At 64.4% G+C, this 20,851-nt stretch carries 21 protein-coding genes; 9 read left to right on the forward strand and 12 right to left on the reverse strand.

All coding sequences use genetic code 11. The features are described from left to right. Window positions 1-61: 61 nt before the first annotated feature. On the reverse strand, window positions 62-1,072 hold the full coding sequence (locus tag FJ527_RS09475; RefSeq protein WP_140618297.1) for an MBL fold metallo-hydrolase: 1,011 nt from the start codon (window positions 1,070-1,072) through the stop codon (window positions 62-64). 213 nt (window positions 1,073-1,285) lie between these two features. Between FJ527_RS09475 and FJ527_RS09480 the strand changes: the two genes are divergently transcribed. The 3 genes from FJ527_RS09480 (at window position 1,286) to zapE (ending at window position 3,726) form a co-directional block, all read left to right on the forward strand. After that, on the forward strand, window positions 1,286-1,729 hold the full coding sequence (locus FJ527_RS09480; RefSeq protein ID WP_015314998.1) for a hypothetical protein: 444 nt from the start codon (window positions 1,286-1,288) through the stop codon (window positions 1,727-1,729). Window positions 1,730-1,867: 138 nt separating this feature from the next. Beyond that, a complete protein-coding gene (locus tag FJ527_RS09485; protein WP_015314997.1) occupies window positions 1,868-2,407 on the forward strand; it encodes a protease inhibitor Inh/omp19 family protein in 540 nt (179 codons plus the stop codon). 92 nt (window positions 2,408-2,499) lie between these two features. Continuing rightward, the gene (gene zapE / locus FJ527_RS09490; RefSeq protein ID WP_140822850.1) at window positions 2,500-3,726 is read left to right on the forward strand and encodes a cell division protein ZapE; all 1,227 of its coding nucleotides are present in this window, start codon (window positions 2,500-2,502) and stop codon (window positions 3,724-3,726) included. A gap of 38 nt (window positions 3,727-3,764) precedes the next feature. On the opposite strand, the gene FJ527_RS09495 is transcribed toward zapE, so the two are convergent. Together FJ527_RS09495 and FJ527_RS09500 are read right to left on the reverse strand one after the other, a co-directional pair. Then, window positions 3,765-3,974, reverse strand: coding sequence for a 4-oxalocrotonate tautomerase family protein (locus tag FJ527_RS09495; RefSeq protein WP_140618294.1), 210 nt, complete (start codon window positions 3,972-3,974; stop codon window positions 3,765-3,767). 162 nt (window positions 3,975-4,136) lie between these two features. After that, window positions 4,137-5,057 (reverse strand): SMP-30/gluconolactonase/LRE family protein, encoded by a 921-nt coding sequence (locus FJ527_RS09500; RefSeq protein ID WP_015314994.1) that lies wholly within the window; start codon window positions 5,055-5,057, stop codon window positions 4,137-4,139. Window positions 5,058-5,339: 282 nt separating this feature from the next. On the opposite strand from FJ527_RS09500, the gene FJ527_RS09505 reads away from it, so the two are divergent. Continuing rightward, entirely contained in the window at window positions 5,340-5,507 is a 168-nt protein-coding gene (locus FJ527_RS09505; protein WP_015314993.1) for a hypothetical protein, read from the forward strand. An 84-nt stretch (window positions 5,508-5,591) separates the two neighbouring features. Here FJ527_RS09505 and FJ527_RS09510 read toward each other — a convergent pair whose 3' ends face one another. The 3 genes from FJ527_RS09510 to FJ527_RS09520 are packed head-to-tail and all read right to left on the reverse strand — an operon-like array spanning window position 5,592 to window position 11,384. Continuing rightward, entirely contained in the window at window positions 5,592-8,927 is a 3,336-nt protein-coding gene (locus tag FJ527_RS09510; protein WP_140822852.1) for an error-prone DNA polymerase, read from the reverse strand. Next, a complete protein-coding gene (locus tag FJ527_RS09515; RefSeq protein WP_140822854.1) occupies window positions 8,924-10,402 on the reverse strand; it encodes a DUF6504 family protein in 1,479 nt (492 codons plus the stop codon). Before FJ527_RS09515 ends, FJ527_RS09510 begins: the two co-directional genes overlap by 4 nt. Continuing rightward, window positions 10,344-11,384 (reverse strand): hypothetical protein, encoded by a 1,041-nt coding sequence (locus tag FJ527_RS09520; protein WP_140822856.1) that lies wholly within the window; start codon window positions 11,382-11,384, stop codon window positions 10,344-10,346. Before FJ527_RS09520 ends, FJ527_RS09515 begins: the two co-directional genes overlap by 59 nt. A 178-nt stretch (window positions 11,385-11,562) precedes the next feature. Between FJ527_RS09520 and FJ527_RS09525 the strand changes: the two genes are divergently transcribed. After that, complete coding sequence (locus FJ527_RS09525) at window positions 11,563-11,985, forward strand: metallopeptidase family protein (protein WP_023774502.1); 423 nt, start codon at window positions 11,563-11,565, stop codon at window positions 11,983-11,985. A 14-nt stretch (window positions 11,986-11,999) separates the two neighbouring features. Here FJ527_RS09525 and FJ527_RS09530 read toward each other — a convergent pair whose 3' ends face one another. Further along, complete coding sequence (locus tag FJ527_RS09530; RefSeq protein ID WP_015314987.1) at window positions 12,000-12,206, reverse strand: DUF1737 domain-containing protein; 207 nt, start codon at window positions 12,204-12,206, stop codon at window positions 12,000-12,002. Window positions 12,207-12,243: 37 nt separating this feature from the next. Beyond that, entirely contained in the window at window positions 12,244-13,131 is an 888-nt protein-coding gene (locus FJ527_RS09535; RefSeq protein WP_140822858.1) for a CoA ester lyase, read from the reverse strand. 285 nt (window positions 13,132-13,416) lie between these two features. On the opposite strand from FJ527_RS09535, the gene FJ527_RS09540 reads away from it, so the two are divergent. Genes FJ527_RS09540 through FJ527_RS09555 form a run of 4 tightly spaced genes read left to right on the forward strand, consistent with a single transcriptional unit; the run spans window position 13,417 to window position 18,449 of the window. Beyond that, window positions 13,417-14,952, forward strand: a complete 1,536-nt coding sequence (locus tag FJ527_RS09540) for a DUF4173 domain-containing protein (protein ID WP_140823082.1) — start codon at window positions 13,417-13,419, stop codon at window positions 14,950-14,952. A 3-nt stretch (window positions 14,953-14,955) separates the two neighbouring features. Further along, entirely contained in the window at window positions 14,956-15,648 is a 693-nt protein-coding gene (locus FJ527_RS09545; RefSeq protein WP_015314984.1) for a response regulator transcription factor, read from the forward strand. Further along, window positions 15,639-17,255 (forward strand): ATP-binding protein, encoded by a 1,617-nt coding sequence (locus FJ527_RS09550; protein WP_140822860.1) that lies wholly within the window; start codon window positions 15,639-15,641, stop codon window positions 17,253-17,255. The genes FJ527_RS09545 and FJ527_RS09550 overlap by 10 nt, the downstream gene beginning before the upstream one ends. Before the next feature lie 27 nt (window positions 17,256-17,282). After that, complete coding sequence (locus FJ527_RS09555; protein WP_140822862.1) at window positions 17,283-18,449, forward strand: FAD-binding oxidoreductase; 1,167 nt, start codon at window positions 17,283-17,285, stop codon at window positions 18,447-18,449. Window positions 18,450-18,682: 233 nt separating this feature from the next. Here the strand turns inward: FJ527_RS09555 and FJ527_RS09565 are convergent, their stop codons facing one another. The 4 genes from FJ527_RS09565 to FJ527_RS09580 all read right to left on the reverse strand — a co-directional run bounded on the left by FJ527_RS09565 (window position 18,683) and on the right by FJ527_RS09580 (window position 20,797). After that, the gene (locus FJ527_RS09565) at window positions 18,683-19,429 is read right to left on the reverse strand and encodes a DUF72 domain-containing protein (protein WP_140822866.1); all 747 of its coding nucleotides are present in this window, start codon (window positions 19,427-19,429) and stop codon (window positions 18,683-18,685) included. Window positions 19,430-19,500: 71 nt separating this feature from the next. Further along, window positions 19,501-19,992, reverse strand: coding sequence for an SRPBCC domain-containing protein (locus tag FJ527_RS09570; RefSeq protein WP_140822868.1), 492 nt, complete (start codon window positions 19,990-19,992; stop codon window positions 19,501-19,503). Window positions 19,993-20,033: 41 nt separating this feature from the next. After that, window positions 20,034-20,480 (reverse strand): SRPBCC family protein, encoded by a 447-nt coding sequence (locus tag FJ527_RS09575; RefSeq protein ID WP_140660427.1) that lies wholly within the window; start codon window positions 20,478-20,480, stop codon window positions 20,034-20,036. Beyond that, window positions 20,480-20,797 (reverse strand): helix-turn-helix domain-containing protein, encoded by a 318-nt coding sequence (locus tag FJ527_RS09580; RefSeq protein ID WP_140660426.1) that lies wholly within the window; start codon window positions 20,795-20,797, stop codon window positions 20,480-20,482. Before FJ527_RS09580 ends, FJ527_RS09575 begins: the two co-directional genes overlap by 1 nt. Between the last annotated feature and the right edge of the window lie 54 nt (window positions 20,798-20,851).

Genomic DNA, 20,851 nt, shown 5'->3' on the forward strand with positions numbered 1-20,851 from the left:
CCGCGGATGACCATCAGCGAAACCATGGCAGCGTAAACGGTCATTCCAGCCATCGAGGCGATCATATCCGGGGCACTTCCCAGATCTCGCCGGGCCGCAAGGCGCGAAAGCGCTCCTGTGGGATGCCTCGGCCGTCCAGCGCCTCGGCCAGCTTCCGCACCGGTTCGTCGAACGGCTCGTCGGTGAGCTGGAACGTGCCCCAATGGCAGCCGGCGGCGAAGGCTGCGTTGCACAACGACATGCCCTGGACCGCTTCCTCGGGGTTCTGGTGCTGCGGCGCCATGAACCAGCGCGGCTCGTAGGCGCCGATCGGCAGGATGGCGAAGCGGAAGCCGCCATGCCTCTCCGCCATCAGCCGGTAGTTGATGCCGCCGTGGAAGCCGGTATCACCGGCGAAATAGATCTTTCCGCCCGGCGTCTCGATGACGAAGCCGGCCCACAGCGCCATGCGCCGGTCGCGCGCCCCGCGCGCCGACCAGTGATGCGCGGGCTCGACGTGGATAGCGGTGCCGTCGGAGACATCGACCCTGTCGCCCCAGTCATGCGCGGAAAGCCGCGTCCCGGGCACCGCGGCGGCGATGATGGCATCGTTGCCGAGCGGCGTCACCACCAGCGGATCGTGCTTCTCCTGCAACTGCCTCAGCGTGGCAAGGTCGAGATGGTCATAGTGGTTGTGGCTGACCAGCACGAGGTCGATCGCCGGTAGATCGCCAAGGGCGATACCCGGCGGATTGACGCGCCTGGGTCCGGCAAAGGAGAACGGCGATGTGCGCTCCGACCAGACCGGATCGGTAAGGATGTTCAGCCCGGCTGTCTGGATCAGCAAGGTCGAATGGCCGACCATGGTCACGACCAGATCGGCGCCTTCGACCGCCGCCGCCGGCTTTGCCTGCGCAAAGGGGCTCGGGCTGGCAGCCGGCCATTTCGAGCGCTGGCCGCTGAACTGCCATTTCAGCAGATCCTTGAAGGGGCCGGGCATCCGGCCGCCGGGATTGAAGAACAGGCTGCCGTCGAAATGGTCGCTGGGCGGGCCGCTGTAGTAGCGGTTGGCGGCTTTCTTTCTGGCGGCCAAGGTCTGCGCTCCGGCGGGTTTCGGTGAACTCTTTGTTTTCACTCAATTCCCAGGGGGAAAGTGCTGCGCGTTTCCCGGGGAAATCGCCACACACCTTTCCTGGAATTGGCCATAGACATAAGCCCTGACGCGGCTGGCGCAAGCGTTTGCCGGCCGAAGGCCAAGGGCGGCAAGGCGGTCTCGGCTAGGATCGCGGCATCAGGAGGAAGACGCATGGCGATGAAGCGGACCAAGACACCCTGGATGAAGGCCGAGGATTTCGGCCGCTCGCTGCCGCGCGGCATCGGCGTCAATCTGCTGGTATCGGACATGGCGGCGATGGAAGCCTTCTGCGGTGACGTGCTTGGCGCCCGCATCGTCTATGCCGACGAGGATTTCGCCGCGCTCGAGCTTCTGGGATCGGTGTTCATGCTGCATGCGGACCATTCTTATCTCGACAATCCCATGACGGGCTCCATCGCGGGTACGGAGACGCGCGGTGCCGGCATCGAACTGCGTCTCTATGGCGCGGAGCCCGACGCGATCGAGGCGGCGGCGCTGGAGCATGGCCACATCGTGCTGGCCGGCGCGATCGACAAGCCGCATGGTCTGCGCGAGTGCTATATCGTCGGACCGGACGGATATGTGTTCGTGCCGAGTGCGCCGCTCGCCGGGTGAGTGCGATAAATTTGCAACAATTCATACCACAAACCCTATTTTAACCATATCGGGTTGAAATTTCGCCACCTTCTCCATCTTGGTGGAGGTGAGATTGCGCGGACGGTTTCCCCCCAGCCGGATCCGACGGAGGTTGTAATGAATTTTTCGAAAGGCGGCCTGGTGGCCGTATCCCTGGCGGCACTCGTTGCGAGCGGCTGCTCAACCTCACGCTTCTCGTCGATGGACGACCAGCAACCGGCGCCGCTGCAGCCAGCCCCCGCTGGCCAGGTGAGTTCCAACCAGCTGCCGCCGCCGGCCTCACCCGGCACCACCGACCCGTCGCGGTTCCCGACCGCGCCGGCTAACACGCAAGTTGCTTCGCTGCCGCCGGACGGCGCGGCGCCCGCGGGTGCCGCCGATCTCAGCGCGGCGGCCGTCGCCGGTGTCTGGAACGTCAGCGTCTCCGGCCAGAGCTGCAAGGTGGCGACGCCGCAGACCAAGTTCGGCGCCGGTTTCCGCGCCGGGCCGCTGCATTGCCCGGCGCCGATCGACGGCATCAAGTCGTGGAACGTCGCCGGCAAGCAGCTGACGCTTTATGACGAGAATGGCGGTTCGCTGGCGCGGCTCTATTCGTCGGGCGGCTCGAAATTCGACGGCCAGACTTCCAACGGGCAACCGATCTCGCTTACGAGGTAGGAGATGCCGACATTCAGGTGATGCCGGCGGCGTGACCTCAATCTCGGCGCACCCTTTCTCTGGGCATCCTGCTCTGAACAATGACGTGATCGATGCATCTGCGTGACGGCCTTCAGACCCATCCGACCGTCCGGCAGCGCTACGACCATCTGGTGGTATCAGGCGCGATCGAGCGCGATGCTGCGCAGGAAGCGATCGCCGCCGCGCTCGACCGGCTGACCGTCGAGATCTCGGCCAAGCGGCTGGCGCACAAGTCCAGTGCACTGGGCTGGCTGTTTGCGCGCAAGCGCGAGACGCATGAAGCTGTCAAGGGCCTCTACATCCATGGCGGCGTCGGCCGCGGCAAGACCATGCTGATGGACATGTTCTTCGAGCTCCTGCCAGTCAGGCGCAAGCGCCGTGTGCATTTCAACGACTTCATGGCCGATGTGCAGGACCGTATCCAGAAACACCGGCAGGCGCGCAAGGAAGGCACGGTCAGGGAAGACGATCCGATCCCGCCGGTGGCCAAGGCGCTCGCCGAGCAGGCCTGGGTGCTGTGTTTCGACGAGTTCTCGGTCACCGACATCGCCGACGCCATGATCCTGTCCAGGCTGTTCTCGGCACTGTTTGCCAACGGGGTCGTACTGGTGGCCACCTCGAACGTGGCGCCGCAAGACCTTTACCGTGACGGGTTGAACCGCCAGCTTTTCCTACCGTTCATCGCCATACTGGAACGCCACGCGCAGGTGCTGTCGCTGGACAGCGACAAGGATTACCGGCTGGAAAAGCTCGCCCGTACGCCGGTCTATGTCACGCCGGCCGATGCGGCGGCCGACCAGGCGCTCGACGAGGCCTGGCAGGCGATGACGCGCGGTGCGCCGACGGCCGAGACCTCGCTGACGCTGAAGGGACGCAAGGTGGTGGTACCGGCCGCCGCTGGTGACGCTGCGCGTTTCACCTTCGCCGACCTCTGCGAAAAGCCGCTCGGCGCGCGCGATTACCTGGCGATCACCGGGCGGTTTTCGACTGTTTTCATCGACCGTGTGCCGGTACTGGGCGAAGGCAAGCGCAACGAGGCCAAACGCTTCATCCTGTTGATCGACACGCTCTACGACCATCATACGCGGCTGGTGGTGAGCGCCGAGGCGCCACCGCACGCGCTTTATGTGGCCAAGCGCGGCGTCGAGGTGTTCGAATTCGAGCGAACCGCATCGCGGCTGATCGAGATGCAAAGCCGCGACTGGCTGGAGAGCTGGGCGAAGCGCCGGCCGGGTGAAGGTACGGTCGGCGGACGCACGGCAGGCGCGGATACGGCCGCCGCACCTTCACCGTCCTGAGCAGAGCCCGGATTTGCGGCGCTCATCGCGCCTTGGGATTATTTCTTGCCTCTCAACGTCTCCACGTCGGTCTTGCCGACATACCAGTCGCGGGCGTTGACCTCCTCGAAGACCACCCAGACATCGTCATTGCCCAGCCCGGTGGCGTCCATGATGGCCGCCGTGACTTTCCTGGCGATGTCAGCCTTCTTGCCGGCCGGATCGGCGGCGATCACTTCCTTGACGATGCGGATGTTGACGAATGGCATGACGCCCTCCCCTTGAATTGTGTCTGATACCGCCGACAGGCGGCTTCGAACTCCGCTCCGGCGAACTGCAGGATCGTGGCTCCGGAAGCCGCGGCGAAGCGGGCGCTGTGGCTACCCGCAAAACGGCCAATAAGGGACGCCAGAGAAGCGTTTCCAGCAGACTCAATAGGTCTTGGCCCCATTCACCATCAGCCGCACCGAATAAAGCGAGGTGGTGCCGGCGATGTAGAGACAGTTCAGCTTGGCGCCGCCGAAAACGCAATTGGCGGTCACCTCCGGCACCTTGACCTTGCCGATCAGCGTGCCGTCGGGATCGTAGCAATGGATGCCGTCGGCGGCACTCGTCCAGATACGCCCATCGGCGTCGAGCCGGAAGCCGTCGAACAGTCCGGCCGTGCAGTCGGCGAACACCTTGCCTCCGGAAACCTTCTTGCCGTGCTTGCCGACATTGAACACCCGCATATGCGCCGGGTTCTCGGCGCCATGCGTGCGGCCGGTGTCGACGACATAGAGCAGGCTTTCGTCGAGCGAGAAGGCAAGGCCGTTCGGCCTGACCATGTCGGTGATGACAGCCTCGATATCGCCCGTGTCGGGATCGACCCGGTAGACGTGGCAGGCGCCGATTTCACTCTCGGCTTTGTCGCCCTCATAGTCGGTGTCGATGCCGTAGGTCGGATCGGTGAACCAGATCGAGCCGTCGGACTTCACCACCGCGTCGTTGGGCGAGTTCAGCGGCTTGCCCTTCCATTTGGCGGCGATGGTGGTGATCGAGCCGTCATGCTCGGTGCGGCTGACGCGCCGGCCCGAATGCTCGCAGGTGACCAGCCGGCCTTGCCGGTCGACGGTGTTGCCGTTGGAATTGCCGGACGGCTGACGGAAGACACTGACGCTGCCGTCCGTCTCGTCGTAGCGCATCATGCGGTTGTTCGGAATGTCCGACCAGACGACATAGCGGCCGGCGGCGAACCAGGCCGGCCCTTCCGCCCACCGGCAGCCGGTGAACAGCTTCTCCACCTGCGCGTTGCCGTTGAACAGGCGCCCGAAACGCGGATCGAGAACTTCATAATAATCTGCGGCCGCCATGTTTCCTCCAGGCATCAGGTGACATTGGATCAAGCCAGCCCGCAATCGATCTGGCAAGACGGGGTAACGCTAATTTGTAAGACAAAATGGGAGGCGGCTCGCCTGCCGGCCCGGGCCGCGCGTCGTGCGGGAGCTTAGGAAGCCATTAACCGGCTATGCGCTGGCTGCAATGGTGCATTGCAACATCTTCTTTTTGCAACGCACCATTCCTATGTCATGATCCGTACCGATCAAGGGAGGAAGAAACGGCCGCGCCGAATGCGGCACAGAAGGAACCTTGCTATGATCTTCAACGACCTCGTGACCCGCGCTCGCACCAGCATCGCCAAGCGCAAGCACTACAATCGCCTCATCGCCGAAATCGACAGCTTCTCCAGCCGCGATCTGGCCGACATGCGCGCCGACCGTTCGGAAATGCTCTACCAGATCCACAAGCAGATCTACGGCTGAGCAACCCATCACGTTTGTCGTCCTCGGGTCGCCGCGACGGAGCTTCGCTCCTGCTCGCCCGTGGATGACGAAGGTGGGTCGGGCCTACTGAAAATTACGCCCTTTGGGCATGACCCTCTCCGCCTCTTCCGACAGCGTTGCGAGATCCCGTTCGTCTTTCAGCATCGCGGGCCGAATTGCGGGTTGGCCGGAGCGGTCCGAAGGATCGGCGGCCGGCAGTGCGGCCGCACCGACCTTCTCCAGCAGCACGGTCAGCCAGGGCGTCAGGTCCTCGATCTTCTCGGCGACGATATGGACGACACCTGATTCCGACTGCAGTTTTCCGGTGACCTTCACAAACCGGGCACCCATGACGATGGGCCGGAAACGGGTGAAGGTCCTTTCCCAGAAGATGACGTTGGCGACGGCCTTGTCGTCTTCCAGCGTGAGAAAGATCGCGTTGCCCTTGCCGGGGCGCTGGCGCACCAGCACCAGCCCGGCAACGGAGACCCGCCTGCCGTCGCGCACGGAAGGCAGGCTGGCATTGGGAGTGATGCCGGCGCGGTCGAGCCGCTCGCGCAGGAAGGCGACCGGATGCGCCTTCAGCGACAGGCCGAGCGAGCGGTAGTCATGGATGACATGCTCGCCGAGCGGCATTTTCGGCAGCTTCGTCTCGGGCTCCAGCTCGCGCAGGCTGAGCGCCGGCTGGTCGAACAGCGGCAGCTTCTCGGCGGCACTCTTGCCGTCAAGCGCGCGGACCTCCCATAGTGCCGCGCGGCGGTCGAGGCCGATGGAACGAAAGGCGTCGGCCTGCGCCAATTTCTCGATCTCGTCGACATTGAGGCCGGAGCGCAGCCAGACATCCCGGACCGTCGAGTAGCCGGCGCCGCGCCGCTCGACGAAAACCTCCATGCGTTCCTTGGAAAGTCCCTTGATCTGCCGGAAGCCGAGCCGCACCGCATGCTGAGTCTCGATGACACCGCGCATTTCGGCATGGCGCGGCAGGATGCGGGCCGGGTCGAAAAGCGCCTTTTCCAAGGTGCAGTCCCAGACGGAGAAATTGACGTCGACCTCGCGGATGTCGACGCCATGGTCGCGGGCGTCGCGCACCAGCTGCGCCGGCTGATAGAAGCCCATCGGCTGCGAATTCAGGATCGCGGCGCAGAACACGTCCGGGTAGAAGGTCTTGAACCAGCAGGAGGCATAGACGAGCAGGGCGAAGGAGGCGGCGTGGCTTTCGGGAAAGCCATACTCGCCAAAGCCCTCGATCTGCTTGAAACAGCGCTCGGCGAAGTCCTTTTCGTAGCCTTTCTTGACCATTCCTTCGACCATTAGCGTTTCATAATTTCCGATCGTGCCATTTCGTTTAAAGGTAGCCATCGCGCGTCTTAGCTTGTCTGCTTCACCGGGAGAGAACCCTCCGGCATCAATGGCGATCTTCATTGCCTGCTCTTGAAACAGAGGTACACCGAGCGTCCGCTTCAGAATGATTTCAAGCTCCTTGCTCGGATAATCGACCTTCTCCTTCTTCTGTCGCCGACGAAGATAAGGGTGCACCATATCGCCTTGGATCGGGCCCGGCCGTACGATCGCCACCTCGATGACGAGGTCGTAAAATTCGCGCGGCCTTAGGCGTGGTAGCATGGACATTTGGGCGCGCGATTCGATCTGAAAGACGCCAAGCGTGTCGGCACGACAGATCATGTCGTAGACGCGGTCATCCTTTTGAGGGATTGTTGCAAGGGTAAGGCGCCGGCCATATTTGTCTCTCACCCCGTAGTGAGTTTCCAGCAGATCAAAAGCGCGCCTCAGGCAAGACAGCATGCCAAGCGCCAGCACATCGACTTTAAGAATGCCGACATTGTCTAAGTCATCCTTGTCCCATTCGACCATTTTGCGCTCGTCCATCGCCGTCTTGACGATAGGCACGATCTCATCGAGCCGATCCTTAGTGATGACGAAGCCGCCAACATGCTGCGACAGGTGACGGGGGAAGCCCATAATATCGTTGGAGCGTTCGATCACTAGCCTTGCCAACGGGTCGGCTCGGTTGATGCCGCCAGCGTGAGCCTCCTTTTCTCCAAGCTCGGAGGTCGACCAGCCCCATATCGTACTCGACAATGCACTCCTGACATCCTCGGACAAACCCATGGCCTTAGCCACTTCACGTAGCGCCGAGCGGCCGCGATAGCTGATAACAGCAGCAGCAAGCGCCGTGCGCTTGCTGCTGTATTTATCGTAAATATACTTGATGACGACGTCGCGCTTTTCATGCTCGAAATCGACATCAATGTCCGGAGGCTCGTCACGCTCCGTTGAAACAAAGCGTTCAAAAAGAACGTCCAGGAGGCTGGGGTCAACTTCCGTAATCTCAAGACAATAGCAAATGACAGAGTTCGCGGCGGAGCCGCGTCCCTGACACAGAACACCCTCCGAGCGCGCAAACCGAACGATGTCTCGAACAGTAAGGAAATAACGAGCGTATTTCTTCAACCCGACAATTGCGAGTTCATGCCGGATGAGACCTTCTACCTTGTCTGGGACGCCCTCGGGGTAACGTTTCCTAGCACCATCCCAAGTCAATCTTTCCAGTTCGGTCTGAGGGTCGACGCCTGCCTCGGTTGTCTCTTCCGGGTAGTTGTGCTTCAGCTCCTCCAGTGAAAATTCCAGGCCCTCTGCAAAACGCAGCGTCTCCGCCAGCGCCTGCGGATACCGGCGGAACAGGCGCGCCATTTCCAGCGGCGGCTTCAGATGGCGTTCGGCATTGGCGGTCAGTTCCAGCCCCACCTCGGCGACCGGAACATTGAGGCGGATCGCGGTCAGCACGTCCTGCAGCGGGCGCCGTTCGGCCGTGTGGTAGAGCACGTCGTTGGTCGCCATCAGCGGGATGCCGCTGCTCTCGGCGAACGCCGCCGCCTGCTCGATCCGGAAGCGATCATGGCCGGCATAACAGGGTGAGACGCCGAGCCGCAGGGTCCTGCCGAAGCGATCCTTGAATTCACGGAGCAAAGCCAGACTGTCTTGCGCGCCGGCCGCCAGATCGGGCAGGACCGCCAGCGACATCCGGTCCCCCCATTCGAGCAGGTCGTCGCGCCGGAGCAGGGTGGCGCCCTTTTCGGTCTCGTCACGCAGATTGGCCTGGGTGAGCATGCGGCACAGATGGCCCCAGCCCGCACGGTCCCTGGGATAGGCGAGAATGTCCGGCGTGCCGTCGCCAAAAACCAGCCGGCAGCCGGGATGGTAGGCAAGCTTTTCGACCTTGGCCTGCTGCCAGGCGCGCACCACGCCGGCGACGCTGTTGCGGTCGGCGAGCCCGATCGCGGAGAAGCCCATGAGCTTGGCCGCGACCACCAGCTCCTCGGGTTTGGAGGCGCCGCGCAGGAAGGAGAAATTCGACTGGATGCCGAACTCGGCATAAGGAATGACTGTCAGCGCGTTCATGCGAAGACCCCATGCATGAACCAGCGCGGCGGGGTTTGCGAGACGCCGCCGTAAAGGCCTTGCCGGTAGAGCCAGTAGCGGCGGCCACCGGCATCCTCGATGCGGAAATAATCGCGTGTCGACGCCGCCGCGTCGCCCGGCGCCTCGCGCCACCATTCGGCGGCGATGCGCTCCGGTCCTTCGGCGCGCGTCACACGGTAAAGCGCGCGGCGCCAACGAAAATGCAGCGGCGGTCCCTCCGGCATTTCGGTGGCCGGCACCTCGATGGGCTCGGGCGAACGGAACAGCCGGATCGGTCGTTCCGGCGGGAAGATGGTCATCGGCGCCTGCATCCTGTCCGGCTTCTTGGGTGGTGTGGTCCGGCGCGGGGCTTCGGTGAAGGGAATGACGGCGACGGCGCGTTCCGGCAGGTGGCTTTCCACGGGAACCGGCTGCAGAACCGCGCCCTTGCCGAGGCGGGCGCGGATACGGTCGGCGAACAGGGCGATGTCGGCGCCGTCATCGGGCGCTTCGCCGGTCAGATCGGCCTGCTGCATGTCGAAAGCGGCGACGGCCAGCACCGAGAGGCGCACCAGGTCGAAGCCAAAGCCGGCATCGATATGCTGCTCGAGTGCCGCCAGCCTTTCATGGAACAATTTCCGGATCAGCAAGGGTTCGCGCATCGGCCGCGAGGTGCCGAGCGCGATGCGGCTGACGGCGCCGTCGACGCGAAAAAGCAGCAGCGCCAGGCTCCTTGCGCCTTCGCCGCGGCGTTCGAGGTCGGTCTTCAAGGTCGTCGCCAGCATGCCCACCAGCCGTTCTATTTCCTCCGTCAGCGTGACGGGCTCGGCGAGATGACGCTCGACCGAAAGCGGCGCGACGGGAAGACGCGGTGAGATCGCCTCGTCGAGACGGCCAAGCGCCTGGTCGAGGCGCTGGAGCAGCAAAGCGCCGAAGCGGCGGGCGAGCGGCGCGCGCGGTGCCGCCATGACGGCACCCGCCGTGCGCAGCCCCACACTTTCCAGGCTGGTACGGGTTTCCGGCGCTATGCGAAGGGCGGCCAGCGGCAAGGGGGCGAGCAGGGCTTCCTCCTCGCCTGATGGAACGATGCGGTCGCCGCAAAAGCGGGCCGCCGCCCAGGCCGCCCCGGGCGTGCCGGCAAGCCCGGCGCGGACGTCGAAACCCTGCTGGAAGAAGCGCGACAGGATTTCGTCCAGCATGGCGCGTTCGCCGCCGAACAGATGGGTGCAGCCGGTGACGTCGAGGAACAGGCCGTCAATGCCGTCTAGCGCCACCAGCGGCGTGTAGCGGTCGCACCAGTCGGCAAGGCCCTCGAGCAGGCGCCGGTCGGCCTCCGGATCGGCTTCGACGATGTCGATCGACGGATGCATGGCGCGCGCGTCGGCAATCCCCATGTCGCGTTTCAGGTGCAGCGCCTCAGCCCGCGCGTCGAGGGCCGAGATGCGCTGCGCGTTGCCCTGGCGATGGCTGATCACGAGCGGTGGATGAGATGGCTGCGGATGATCCGGCGGCCGGGAACGCCAGGATTTCCCCAGACGCTGCCGCAGGATCCTTTCGGTCGCGAGATAGGGAAACCACAGGGACAGGATTCTCTGCCCATTCGTTGCTTGCCCTGCTTCTTTCCTCGCCCCTTCTTTCATCGAATCTGCGTTCATCGGGGTTCCACTCCAGTGTGAATTGTCCAGGCAGGGCCGTGCGGCTCTTGCCGATGCTGATGGTGAAGGCCGGGTGGCCGATCGAGCCGGCGAGCGGCCCGGCGACTGTTTCGCGCGGCACGGCCGGCGCCGAAGCGACAATCAGACGAACAGGCGCCGCCGTCGGTTCGGGCTCGGCCGCCTGCCGCAGCAGGAACACCGGCCGGCCGGCACCTTGCGCCCGCGCATGCAGGCGGCGTGTCGCGGTCAGGTCCAGCCGCTGCGGATTGCCGCGGATCTCCAGGATGACGGCGGCAAGCGCGGTCATGCGGGCCGCCTCCTCGGCGATCCACAGCGCATCGACAAGCCTGGGCGTCTCGGAAAACAGCAATTGCTGGGGCTCGATGCCGAACGAGGCATGCAGCCCCCTGGCATAGGGAAAGCCGGCCTCATGGAAAATTTCCGATGTCCCGATCCACAGGATGGGCAGCCCCTGCGCCTGGCTGAGGATCAGGCTGACGATCGACAGAGCGAAACCGGCGACGGCGCCCGCATCGCGGGTTTCCAGGCCATGGATTTCGGTCAGGGCGGCTTTCGGCAGGCCGCCGCTGAGCGCGGCATCGAGCCGCTCGATGCCGATGGGCAGGAAAGCATCCGGCAAGGCGGCGGCAAGCCCGCGCCGGACGATCGTCAGATCGCTGCCGGCGTCAGCAAGGGGCGCGCCAGCCGGCGCCTGCAGGCGCTCGGGCAGTGTTCCCTCGATCTTCGCGATCTGGCGGCGCAGGGCAAAAACAGTCTCCCGCGCCACGGCGGTCATCGCCATGACGGTCAGCTTCCACTCACGATTGTTCCTGTTATGTTCCTATAGATTCCAGAGGGGATCGGAAGAGTCAAGCAGACTCATCAAGGAATTTATTCCTCTTCTTGCGCGACACCGGCGTACAGGCGTCATTTGCCTCGACCAGCGCGAACGCCTATATGCCGGGATCAAAGGACAAAGCATGGCCCGCATCTACAAGACCCGCACCTGGCATGGTGAACTTGCGCCCTCGATGGAGGAATTGGAGTTCCTTGCCCTGGAGGCCTACGCCCACCTGCCGGAGGATTTTCGCAAGCTGACCGGCGAGATCGTCATCCAGATCGCCGAATTCCCGACCGACGAGATCATGGACGACCTGTCGCTGGAAACGCCGTTCGACCTGCTCGGCCTGTTCGAGGGGCGCGGCATCGCCGAACGCTGGAATCCGCAAACCGGCGAAGGCCCGAACCGCATCACGCTCTACCGCCGCGCCATGCTCGACTACTGGGCCGAAAACGAGGAAACGCTGGGCGACATCGTCACCCACGTGCTGATCCACGAGATCGGCCACCATTTCGGCCTGTCGGACGATGATATGGAGAAGATCGAAGAGGCGGCGGAGTAGCCCTCGGCGTTTCCCTACCAGTCGCTGAGCTTCGTATCCGGCCCGTATTCCTGGCCATCGACATCCTTCACCACGGCCTGGCCGCAGCGCATGGTCTTGGTCTTCTTGTCGTAGGCGTAGGTCGGCGAGCCGAACAGGTGCCAGCCCTTGTTCAGCGCCGCCGTCACCTTATGGCAGAAGCTGGCGTCGTCCGGGGCGGTGAGAAAGCGGTAGAGTTTCATCGTTCAATTCCTGTCGTGTATCCCAAATCGGCGAATATCATGCGCCGATGGCGGCCGCTTTCGCCAGAAGTTTCTCGGCCTGCGCCAAGTGCAACCGCTCGACCATCCTGCCATTCAGCGCGATGACGCCCTTGCCACTGTTTTGCGCAAGCGCGAAGGCATCCTTCACCGCGCGCGCCTCGGCCAGCGCCTGCGCCGACGGAGCGAAGGCACGGTTGGCCGCCTCGACCTGCGATGGATGGATCAGCGTCTTGCCGTCGAAGCCCATGGCGGCTGCCTGCGTGCACTCACGCGCGAACGCATCCGGGTCGCGGAACTCGTTGAACACCCCATCGAGCATGTCGATCCCGCCGGCGCGTGCCGCCAGCAGCATCTGCATCAGCCATGGCAGCAGGTAGGCGCGATCCGGCGTCGCCAGCACGCCGGTATCCTTGATCAGGTCATTCGTTCCGGCGATGAAACAATCCAGGCGTGAGGCGGGGTCGCGGCCGAGTTCGGCGATGGCGCCGATGTTGAGCATGGCCTTGGGCGTCTCGATCATCGCCCATAGTTTCACGCTGTCCGGGGCAAAATTATCGTCCAGCACATCGCCGACTTCGAGCACGTCACGCGGCGTGTCGACCTTCGGCAGCAGGATGCCGTCCGGCTCCGCCTTGGCCACGGCCGCAAGATCGTCAGTGCCCCATTCGCTGGACAGCGCATTGACGCGTACCACCATCTCGCGTCGCCGGCCATTGGCATCAGGGCGGTTGGCGAAAATGCCGGCCAGTTTTTCGCGCGCGGCGATCTTGTCGGCGGGGGCGACGGCGTCCTCGAGGTCGATGATGACGGCGTCGCAGGCAAGCTGCGCGATCTTGGCCAGCGCCTTGTCGTTGGAGGCCGGGACATAGAGCACGGAGCGGCGCGGGCGGTAGGTTTCGGTCATGCCAGATCTATGCCGGTTGCGGCCGGGCGAGGCAAGCCGCCGGCCCTGCACGAAAACTGCACGCGCCTGCCGAAAACCTCCTCCGATCCGCCGCATCGCTTTCCTGCAGGCCTGCGAGACAGGCGGCATGCACAAGCGAGCAAAACCCCGTCTGCCTTACCGGCTGCGCAGCGAAGGCTGGTGGCTGGTCGACCCGCAACGCGCCAACACCGCTGCAACTCCCATCCCATTTGTCCGCAAGAGCCCATCGCCATGGCGAAGGAACGCCATCAGGAAGATCAGGCCGTGACCTCTTTCTTCCGCGCCGCGCCAAGCTATTGCAGCCGCTTCGGCGTCGCCGTGCTGCTGGTCGCGCTCGCCGATTTCCTGTTCTACGGCCAGCCCGCCGGCATCACGGTTCCGCTGTTCGCCATCCTGATTGCCGCCGCGATGGTTGCCGTGCATCCCGCCGCCTTCAGCGACGGCAAGGTGTGGCTCAAGTCGGCCGCCTTGCTTGTCGCGCTGTTGCCGCTGGCCGAGACTGTCAGTCCCTTGTCCGTCTCGGTCGCGCTTGCCGCGCTGGTGGCGTTCGCGCTTTCGCTGAGCGGCCGGCTGCGACACCGCACGCCGCGCATTGCCGGCCAGATCGTGCTGTTCGGACTGGCGGCACCGGTCCGGTTCCTCGGCGATTTTCTCCAATGGCGAAGAGCGGCGCGGCGGTTCGGCGGACATCGCATAAGGCTGGCGGCAATCGCGGTCTGGGTAATGCCGCTGACGCTGGGCGCGGTCTTCGTCGCCCTTTTCGGTGCCGCCAATCCGGTCATCGAAGACTGGCTGTCGCTGATCGACGTCTTCAAGCTGCTCGACCTGATCCAGCTGACGCGGATTGCCTTCTGGCTATTCGTGCTTGCCGGCGTCTGGGCCTTTCTGCGGCCACGCCTGCCGCGCTTTCAGCGCCGCATCGCCAGGCCAAATCACCCTCCTGCCGATGCCCAGCCAGCGGCCGACAGGCACGCCGTCGAGGACATCGTCTTCGGCAAGGCCGCCATCCTGCGCGCGTTGATCGTCTTCAACATTCTGTTTGCGCTGCAGAGCGGACTCGACGCCACCTATCTGTGGGGCGGGGTCGCGCTTCCCGATGGTTTGAGCTACGCCGCCTACGCGCATCGCGGCGCCTATCCCTTGATCGTCACCGCGCTGCTGGCCGCCGGCTTTGTCCTTGCGGCGCTGAGGCCCGGCAGCGAAACATCGGCCGACCCGCTCATCCGTCGGCTGGTCTATGCCTGGGTGGCGCAGAACATCATGCTGGTCGTCTCGTCGATCCTGCGGCTCGACCTCTATGTCGGCATCTATGCGCTGACCTACTGGCGCGTCGCCGCTTTCGTCTGGATGGGACTGGTGGCGGCCGGCCTTGCGCTGATCGTCGCCCGTATCGCGCTCGGAAAATCCAGTGAATGGCTGCTCTCCGCCAATCTTCTGACGTTATCCCTAACGCTTTATGCCTGCTGTTTCATCAACTTCGCAGCCATGATCGCCACCTACAATGTCGACAATTCCCTCGAAATGAGCGGCCAAGGCATCCCGCTCGACGCCTGGTATCTCCGATCGCTCGGGCCGGACGCGTTTCCAGCGCTCGATCGCTTCTTCGATCCTCAGCGCGGGACGGCCAATGCCGGTGCCGTCGGCGAACTGGCAAGGTTGCGCGGTGTCGATGAAGGCTGGTATCGCGGCCTGCAGGAAAACTGGCGAAGCTGGAGCTTCCGCGACTGGCGCCTGCTTCGCTATCTCGACAACAGGCGGCCTATTGTTCCCAGCGCCGCGGAACCCGTGCCGGATCGCTAATCCATGCCGCATCACATCCTCGTCGCCGACGATGACCCGCATATCCGCGAAGTGATCTGCTTCGCGCTGGAAAAGGCCGGCATGAAAACGGCTGCCGTCTCCGATGGCGCCGCCGCCCTGCAGGCAATCGAACGAAGCACACCCGACCTTGTCGTGCTCGACATCGGCATGCCGGAGATGGACGGGCTGGAGGTCTGCCGGCGGCTGCGTCACACATCAGACGTGCCGGTGTTGTTCCTGTCCGCGCGCGACGAGGAGATCGACCGCATCCTCGGGCTCGAAATGGGTGGCGACGACTATGTCACCAAACCGTTCAGCCCGCGCGAACTCGTCGCCCGTGTCAACGTCATCCTGCGCCGCGCCCGTCCGGCGGCGCCGGAACTGGCCGACGACAGGCAGTTCGCGCAGGGAAAGCTCACCCTGGCGCCGGCCAGCCACGCGGCCGCCTTCGACGGCAAGCCGCTCGCCCTGACGGCGATCGAGTTCTCGATCCTGAAAGGGTTTCTGGCGCGGCCCACCCATGTGCTCGACCGCGACGCGGTGATGGCCAACGCCTATGCCGGCAAGATCCATGTCGCCGACCGCACCGTCGACAGCCATATCCGCAACATCCGGGCCAAGCTGGCGGCCGTGGGGTGCCCGGAGGTCATCGAGACCGTGCACGGCGTCGGCTTCCGGCTCGGCCGATGCGGCTGACGACATCAAGCAAGTCGATTGGCAGCAAGTGGATCGGCCGCAAATGGCGGCCGCGCCTCGCCACCGTCGTCGTCGCCATCCTGATCCTGGTGATGTCCCTGCCGCTGGTCGGCCTGTTCTTCTTCCGCCTCTATGAGAACCAGCTGATCCGCCAGACCGAGGCAGAACTGATCGCACAGGGCGCGGCCGTCGCCGCCATCTATGCGCAGGAGGTCCGCGACGCCGGCATTTCACCGGAAAAGCTTGGCGTGGCGATGCCGCCGGCCAATGGCTATGCGAGCCGAGGCGCCAATCTCGATTCGCCCTATCGGCCGATCGAGCCGCGGCTCGATCTCGCCTCGGACTACGTGCTTGCGACCCGGCCGGCGGGGATTCCCGCAACGATCGATCCCGCTTTCGCCGCGATCGGCGCGCGGCTGGCGGGCATTCTCGACGCGACGCAGAAGACCACGCTGGCCGGCTTCCGGCTGCTCGATCCCTGGGGTGTGGTGATTGCCGGGCGCGACGAGACCGGGCAGTCGCTTGCCGGGGTCGAGGAGGTGCGCGCAGCACTTGCCGGGCGCTATGCCAGCGCGCTCCGGCTGCGCATCCCCAACCAGCCGGCGCCGCCGCTCTATTCGGTCAGCCGCGGCACAAAGGTGCGCGTCTTCGTCGCTTTGCCGGTGGCCGTCGACGGCAAGGTCGCCGGCGTGGTCTATGTCTCGCGGACGCCCAACAACATCATAAAACATCTCTATGGCGAACGCGGCAAGGTGACGGCGGCGGCGATCGCCATTCTCGGCGGCACGCTGCTCATCGGCCTCGTCTTCCTGCGCACCGTCAGCCGGCCGATCTACGCGCTGATCGACCGCACCCAGCGCATCGCCGCCGGCGAACGCGACGCGATCCGGCCTCTCGACCACCATGGCACGCGCGAAATGGCTGAATTGTCCGCCGCCTTTCTCGACATGGCCGAAAAACTGCAGGCGCGCTCGGACGCCATCCAGACCTTCGCCACCCATGTCTCGCATGAACTCAAATCGCCGCTGACGGCGATCCAGGGCGCGGCCGAACTGCTGCGCGATTCAGGCAGCGCGATGGGCGATGACGAGCGGCGGCGCTTCTCCGACAATATCGTCACCGATGCAGGGCGGCTCAACCTTTTGGTCCGGCGGCTGCTCGACCTGGCGCGGGCCGAAAACCTCGCACCCAGCGGCGAAAGCACCTCGGTCGGCGCGGCGCTGGCCCTGCTTCCCGTCGACACCAGGTTGGCGGTTGAAGTCAAGGCCGGTGGCGACCTGGCCTTGCGCATCTCGGCCGAGAACGCGGCGATCGTGCTTGCCAACCTCATCGACAATTCCGCCAGGCACGGCGCGACGCTGGTTTCGATCACCGCCGCAAGCGCCGGCGGCAAGGCGACCGTGCTGGTCAGCGACGACGGCGCCGGCATCTCGCCAAGCAACCAAGCGCGCATCTTCGAGCCGTTCTTCACCACGCGACGCGATACGGGCGGCACCGGCATGGGGCTTGGCATCGTGCTGGCCCTCCTGAAAGCGCATGATGGTACGATCCGGCTGGTTGACTCCGAGCGCGGCACGCGCTTCGAGATCACTTTGCCGGTCGCGTAGATTGCGGGCGGCGGATCGGAGAAAAAAGTGCGCTACGACATCGTCATCATCGGCGGGGCCATCGTCGGGTCCTCGATCGCCTACTATCTGCGCGAGGAAGGGTTTTCCGGCTCGATCGCGCTGATCGAGCGCGACCCGCAATTCGCCCATGCGGCGACGACGCTGTCCATGGCCTCGATCCGCCAGCAATTCTCCATTCCGCAAAACATCCGCCTGTCGCAGTTCACGCTAAAACTGTTTCGGCGCCTGAAAGAAGAATTCGGCACCGACGCCGATATCGGTTTTCGCGAGGGCGGCTATCTCATCCTTGCCGGCGAGGCCGGGCTGCCGATCCTGAAAGCCAACCACGAAGCGCAGGTCGCCGAGGGCGCCGACATCCTGCTCGAGGATGCCGACCAGCTGACGCGCCGCTTCCCCTGGCTGTCGGCCGAAGGCATCACAGCCGGCGCCTATGGCCGGACCGGCGAGGGCTGGTTCGACGCCCATGCGATGCTGATGCTGTTTCGCAAGGCGCTGCGGCAGAAGAAGATCGACTTTATCAACGCGTCGGTCACCGGCGTCGAACGGCAGGGTGACCGCGTCACCGGCGTCAGCCTCGACAATGGCGATCGGCTCGAGGCCGGTACCGTCATCAATGCCGCCGGGCCGAATGCCGGCAAGGTCGCCGCCCTTGCCCAGCTTTCGCTGCCGGTCGAGCCGCGCAAGCGCAACGTCTTCGTGTTCGACGCGCGGGACAAATTCACTGACATGCCATTATTGGTCGATCCCTCTGGCATCTATGTCAGGCCGGAAGGCTCGGTCTACCTCACCGGCGGCGCCGAGCCGGAAGAGGGCGACGGCCCGGCCGATCCCGGGGATTTCGACGTCGACTGGCCGCTGTTCGAAGAGGTTATCTGGCCGGTGCTGGCAACCCGCATCCCGGCCTTCGAGGCGATCAAGGCGACGCGCGCCTGGGCCGGGCACTACGACTACAACACGCTGGACCAGAACGCCGTGATCGGCCCGCACCCGCAAGTGACGAATTTCCTGTTCGCCAACGGTTTCTCCGGCCATGGCCTGCAACAGGCGCCGGCGGTCGGCAAGGCGCTGGCCGAACTGATCGTGCATGGCGGCTACCGGACGATCGACTGCTCGGCATTTGGCTACGCGCGTGTCGCCGAAGGGCGGGCCTTCCGGGAATTGAATGTTATTTGAGGTCAGGGGCTGCCTTGCGGGTTTGCCAGGCGCTCAGTTTCTTCGTCATTCCAGGGCGGAGCAGGAGCGACGCGACGTCGCGGAGACCCTGGAATCCATGCCGTTACCGCTGTCGTAGTGTTCTAACGGCGCAGAACGAAGGGGGTGCCGATTGGCGCGTATTGTCGCGACAAGTCGACGTCGCGGCATGGATTCTAGGGTCTGCGCCGCGTCGCTGCGCTCCTTGCTTCGCCCTAGAATGACGAAGTCTGGAGTATCATCGCGCCAACCTTGAGCGCGTTGCCCAGCGCATTGCCTCCGGCCGTGTTGTCGAAGATTCCCCAAACCTCGGCACCCGAAGCGGCCGCTGCCTCGACTTGCCGGCTGAATCGGTCGAGGCTGTCGGCGTCGTAGTCGGAGTAGTAGACGCGCGGCGCGCCGTGCCAGCGGAAATAGGCGAGGCCGGGCCAGCCGCCCGGAACCGCGGCGGGTGGCACCGGAGCGGGATCGGCGGCAACGCGCGCGATCCGGCGATCGGCCAGAAGTGCTTCAGCCTCTGCTTCGAACCAGCTGGGATGGCGCGGCTCGCAGACCAGCCTAGTCTCGGTTCGCGTGCCCACCATGTCGAAGAAATCGCTCGCGACATCGGGCTCGAAGGGCAGGCTCGGCGGCAGCTGCACCAGAAGCACGCTGAGCTTTGCGCCGAGACCTTCGACCTCCTGGAGAAAGCTTTGCAAAGGGTCGTTGCAGTCCACGAGACGGCGCTCATGCGTGATCGCCTTCGGCATCTTGACCGCGAAGCGGAAGTGCTGCGGCACGGCGTGTGCCCAGCGTTCGTAAGTCTCGCGACGGTGCGGCTTGTAGAAGGACGTGTCGATCTCGACGATCGGAAAGTGCCGGGCGTAGCGTTCGAGATGCGATCCCGGTTGCGGGAAATTATTCTTGTATCGTGTCGGAATGCCCCAGCCAGCCGTGCCTATGAAACATGCCTGTTTTCCCATGCAAGGGATGTGGACCAGAACAGGCGTGGGTCAAGGCGTGCGGAGGGGCGTGACGTCGCTCCGCACGCCGATCAGGCCGCAGCCAGCCTTCCAGCCTCGACATACGCCTGCAGCCAGGCCAGCACCCGGGCCCAGTCCTCGGCATGTTCAGCCGCCGCCTCTTGCCGCCCGCCAAAGCCGCCATGGCAGATGGTGACGCGCGTGCCGTCGGCGATAGGCTCCAGCAGCCAGGCGACCCTGGTTTGCCGCCGGCCAAGCGTGGGATGGTCCCAGCCATGGGCCCACGTCTGCACGATCCGGCGCGGTGTTTCGATTTCGAGGAATTCGCCGCCGGCCGGCAGGTCCCTACCGCCGGCCGTGCGCACGACAACAGTCCAGCGGCCGCCGACGCGAAGGTCGGCCGACCAGTCGACCATCCGGTAGGTATCGGCTGACCCCCACCATTGCTCGGCTTCCTTGCCGACCAGCGCCTTGAAGACGCGTTCGGGAGGCGCGCCGATCTCGGCCGATGCCATGATCGTCTCGCCATTGGTCATGCTCCGCACCCTGAGAGCGTGCATCATCGATGCCTCCACGTGAAATTTGTTCCGCTAGCGAAACGAGTTCAAGCTTTCGATGGCGGACGCTCGAATCCCTTGCCGGTCTCGAGCAGGCTCTTCAGGCTGGCCAGCACCAGCGGCCAGCCTTTGGCGACATTGCCGATCAGCCTGTGCGGGCCGTCCGCCTCATGGGTGACGGCAAGTTTCATCAGCTCGCCGTCGGGCTCGATGGTGAAGGTGCAGCGCGTGTAGCCGTCTTGCCTGATCTCGGGCATCCATTCATTGCGCCATTTGATGACCAGGCGTCGTGGCGGGTCGATCTCGAGAATCTCGCCACTGTCGGCGACACGGCCGTCCGGGAAGATCAGCTTCCAGCTGGAGCCCACTTTCCAATCGCTCTCCTGATAGGAGCAGAGGAAAAACTGCCGGTTGAACTCCGGGTCGGTCAACGCCTCCCAGAGTTTCTCCGGCGTGGTGCGGATATAGGTCACGTAAACGAAGCTGTTGCTCATCAGTCTTCCCTTTCGAGGCGTTTCTTCAGATCACTCAATGCATCAAGCCGGTGGCGCTCGAATTTGCCGATCCAGCGTTCGGCGATCTCATTGATCGGAACCGGGTTGAGGTAGTGCTCCTTCCCTCGGCCCCGGCGGATGGTGGTGACGAGGTTCGCCTCTTCCAGGATCGCCAGGTGCTTGGTCACCGCCTGGCGGGTCATGGCCATCTCCGCGCACAGCGCATTGAGCGTCTGTCCGTTCCTAGCATGCAGGCTGTCCAGCAATTGCCGGCGTGTCGGGTCGGCCAGGGCGCGAAAGACGGCATCCATGCTCATGGCTTTAATATGCAACCATTTGGTTGCATGTCAAGCGACAAGGTCGCTCACCGT

The sequence above is a fragment of the Mesorhizobium sp. B2-4-18 genome, assembly GCF_006441385.1.
Lineage (GTDB): Bacteria > Pseudomonadota > Alphaproteobacteria > Rhizobiales > Rhizobiaceae > Mesorhizobium > Mesorhizobium australicum.

What these genes read in the sequence shown, in the direction of transcription:
- zapE (WP_140822850.1), top strand. Translation starts at nt 2,500, where the DNA reads ATGCATCTGCGTGACGGCCTTCAGACCCATCCGACCGTCCGGCAGCGC.
- FJ527_RS09495 (WP_140618294.1), bottom strand. Translation starts at nt 3,974, where the DNA reads ATGCCATTCGTCAACATCCGCATCGTCAAGGAAGTGATCGCCGCCGAT.
- FJ527_RS09480 (WP_015314998.1), top strand. Translation starts at nt 1,286, where the DNA reads ATGGCGATGAAGCGGACCAAGACACCCTGGATGAAGGCCGAGGATTTC.
- FJ527_RS09565 (WP_140822866.1), bottom strand. Translation starts at nt 19,429, where the DNA reads ATGGGAAAACAGGCATGTTTCATAGGCACGGCTGGCTGGGGCATTCCG.
- FJ527_RS09505 (WP_015314993.1), top strand. Translation starts at nt 5,340, where the DNA reads ATGATCTTCAACGACCTCGTGACCCGCGCTCGCACCAGCATCGCCAAG.
- FJ527_RS09580 (WP_140660426.1), bottom strand. Translation starts at nt 20,797, where the DNA reads ATGAGCATGGATGCCGTCTTTCGCGCCCTGGCCGACCCGACACGCCGG.
- FJ527_RS09535 (WP_140822858.1), bottom strand. Translation starts at nt 13,131, where the DNA reads ATGACCGAAACCTACCGCCCGCGCCGCTCCGTGCTCTATGTCCCGGCC.
- FJ527_RS09525 (WP_023774502.1), top strand. Translation starts at nt 11,563, where the DNA reads ATGGCCCGCATCTACAAGACCCGCACCTGGCATGGTGAACTTGCGCCC.
- FJ527_RS09550 (WP_140822860.1), top strand. Translation starts at nt 15,639, where the DNA reads ATGCGGCTGACGACATCAAGCAAGTCGATTGGCAGCAAGTGGATCGGC.
- FJ527_RS09575 (WP_140660427.1), bottom strand. Translation starts at nt 20,480, where the DNA reads ATGAGCAACAGCTTCGTTTACGTGACCTATATCCGCACCACGCCGGAG.
- FJ527_RS09570 (WP_140822868.1), bottom strand. Translation starts at nt 19,992, where the DNA reads ATGATGCACGCTCTCAGGGTGCGGAGCATGACCAATGGCGAGACGATC.
- FJ527_RS09485 (WP_015314997.1), top strand. Translation starts at nt 1,868, where the DNA reads ATGAATTTTTCGAAAGGCGGCCTGGTGGCCGTATCCCTGGCGGCACTC.
- FJ527_RS09510 (WP_140822852.1), bottom strand. Translation starts at nt 8,927, where the DNA reads ATGAACGCGCTGACAGTCATTCCTTATGCCGAGTTCGGCATCCAGTCG.
- FJ527_RS09500 (WP_015314994.1), bottom strand. Translation starts at nt 5,057, where the DNA reads ATGGCGGCCGCAGATTATTATGAAGTTCTCGATCCGCGTTTCGGGCGC.
- FJ527_RS09520 (WP_140822856.1), bottom strand. Translation starts at nt 11,384, where the DNA reads ATGGCGATGACCGCCGTGGCGCGGGAGACTGTTTTTGCCCTGCGCCGC.
- FJ527_RS09530 (WP_015314987.1), bottom strand. Translation starts at nt 12,206, where the DNA reads ATGAAACTCTACCGCTTTCTCACCGCCCCGGACGACGCCAGCTTCTGC.
- FJ527_RS09545 (WP_015314984.1), top strand. Translation starts at nt 14,956, where the DNA reads ATGCCGCATCACATCCTCGTCGCCGACGATGACCCGCATATCCGCGAA.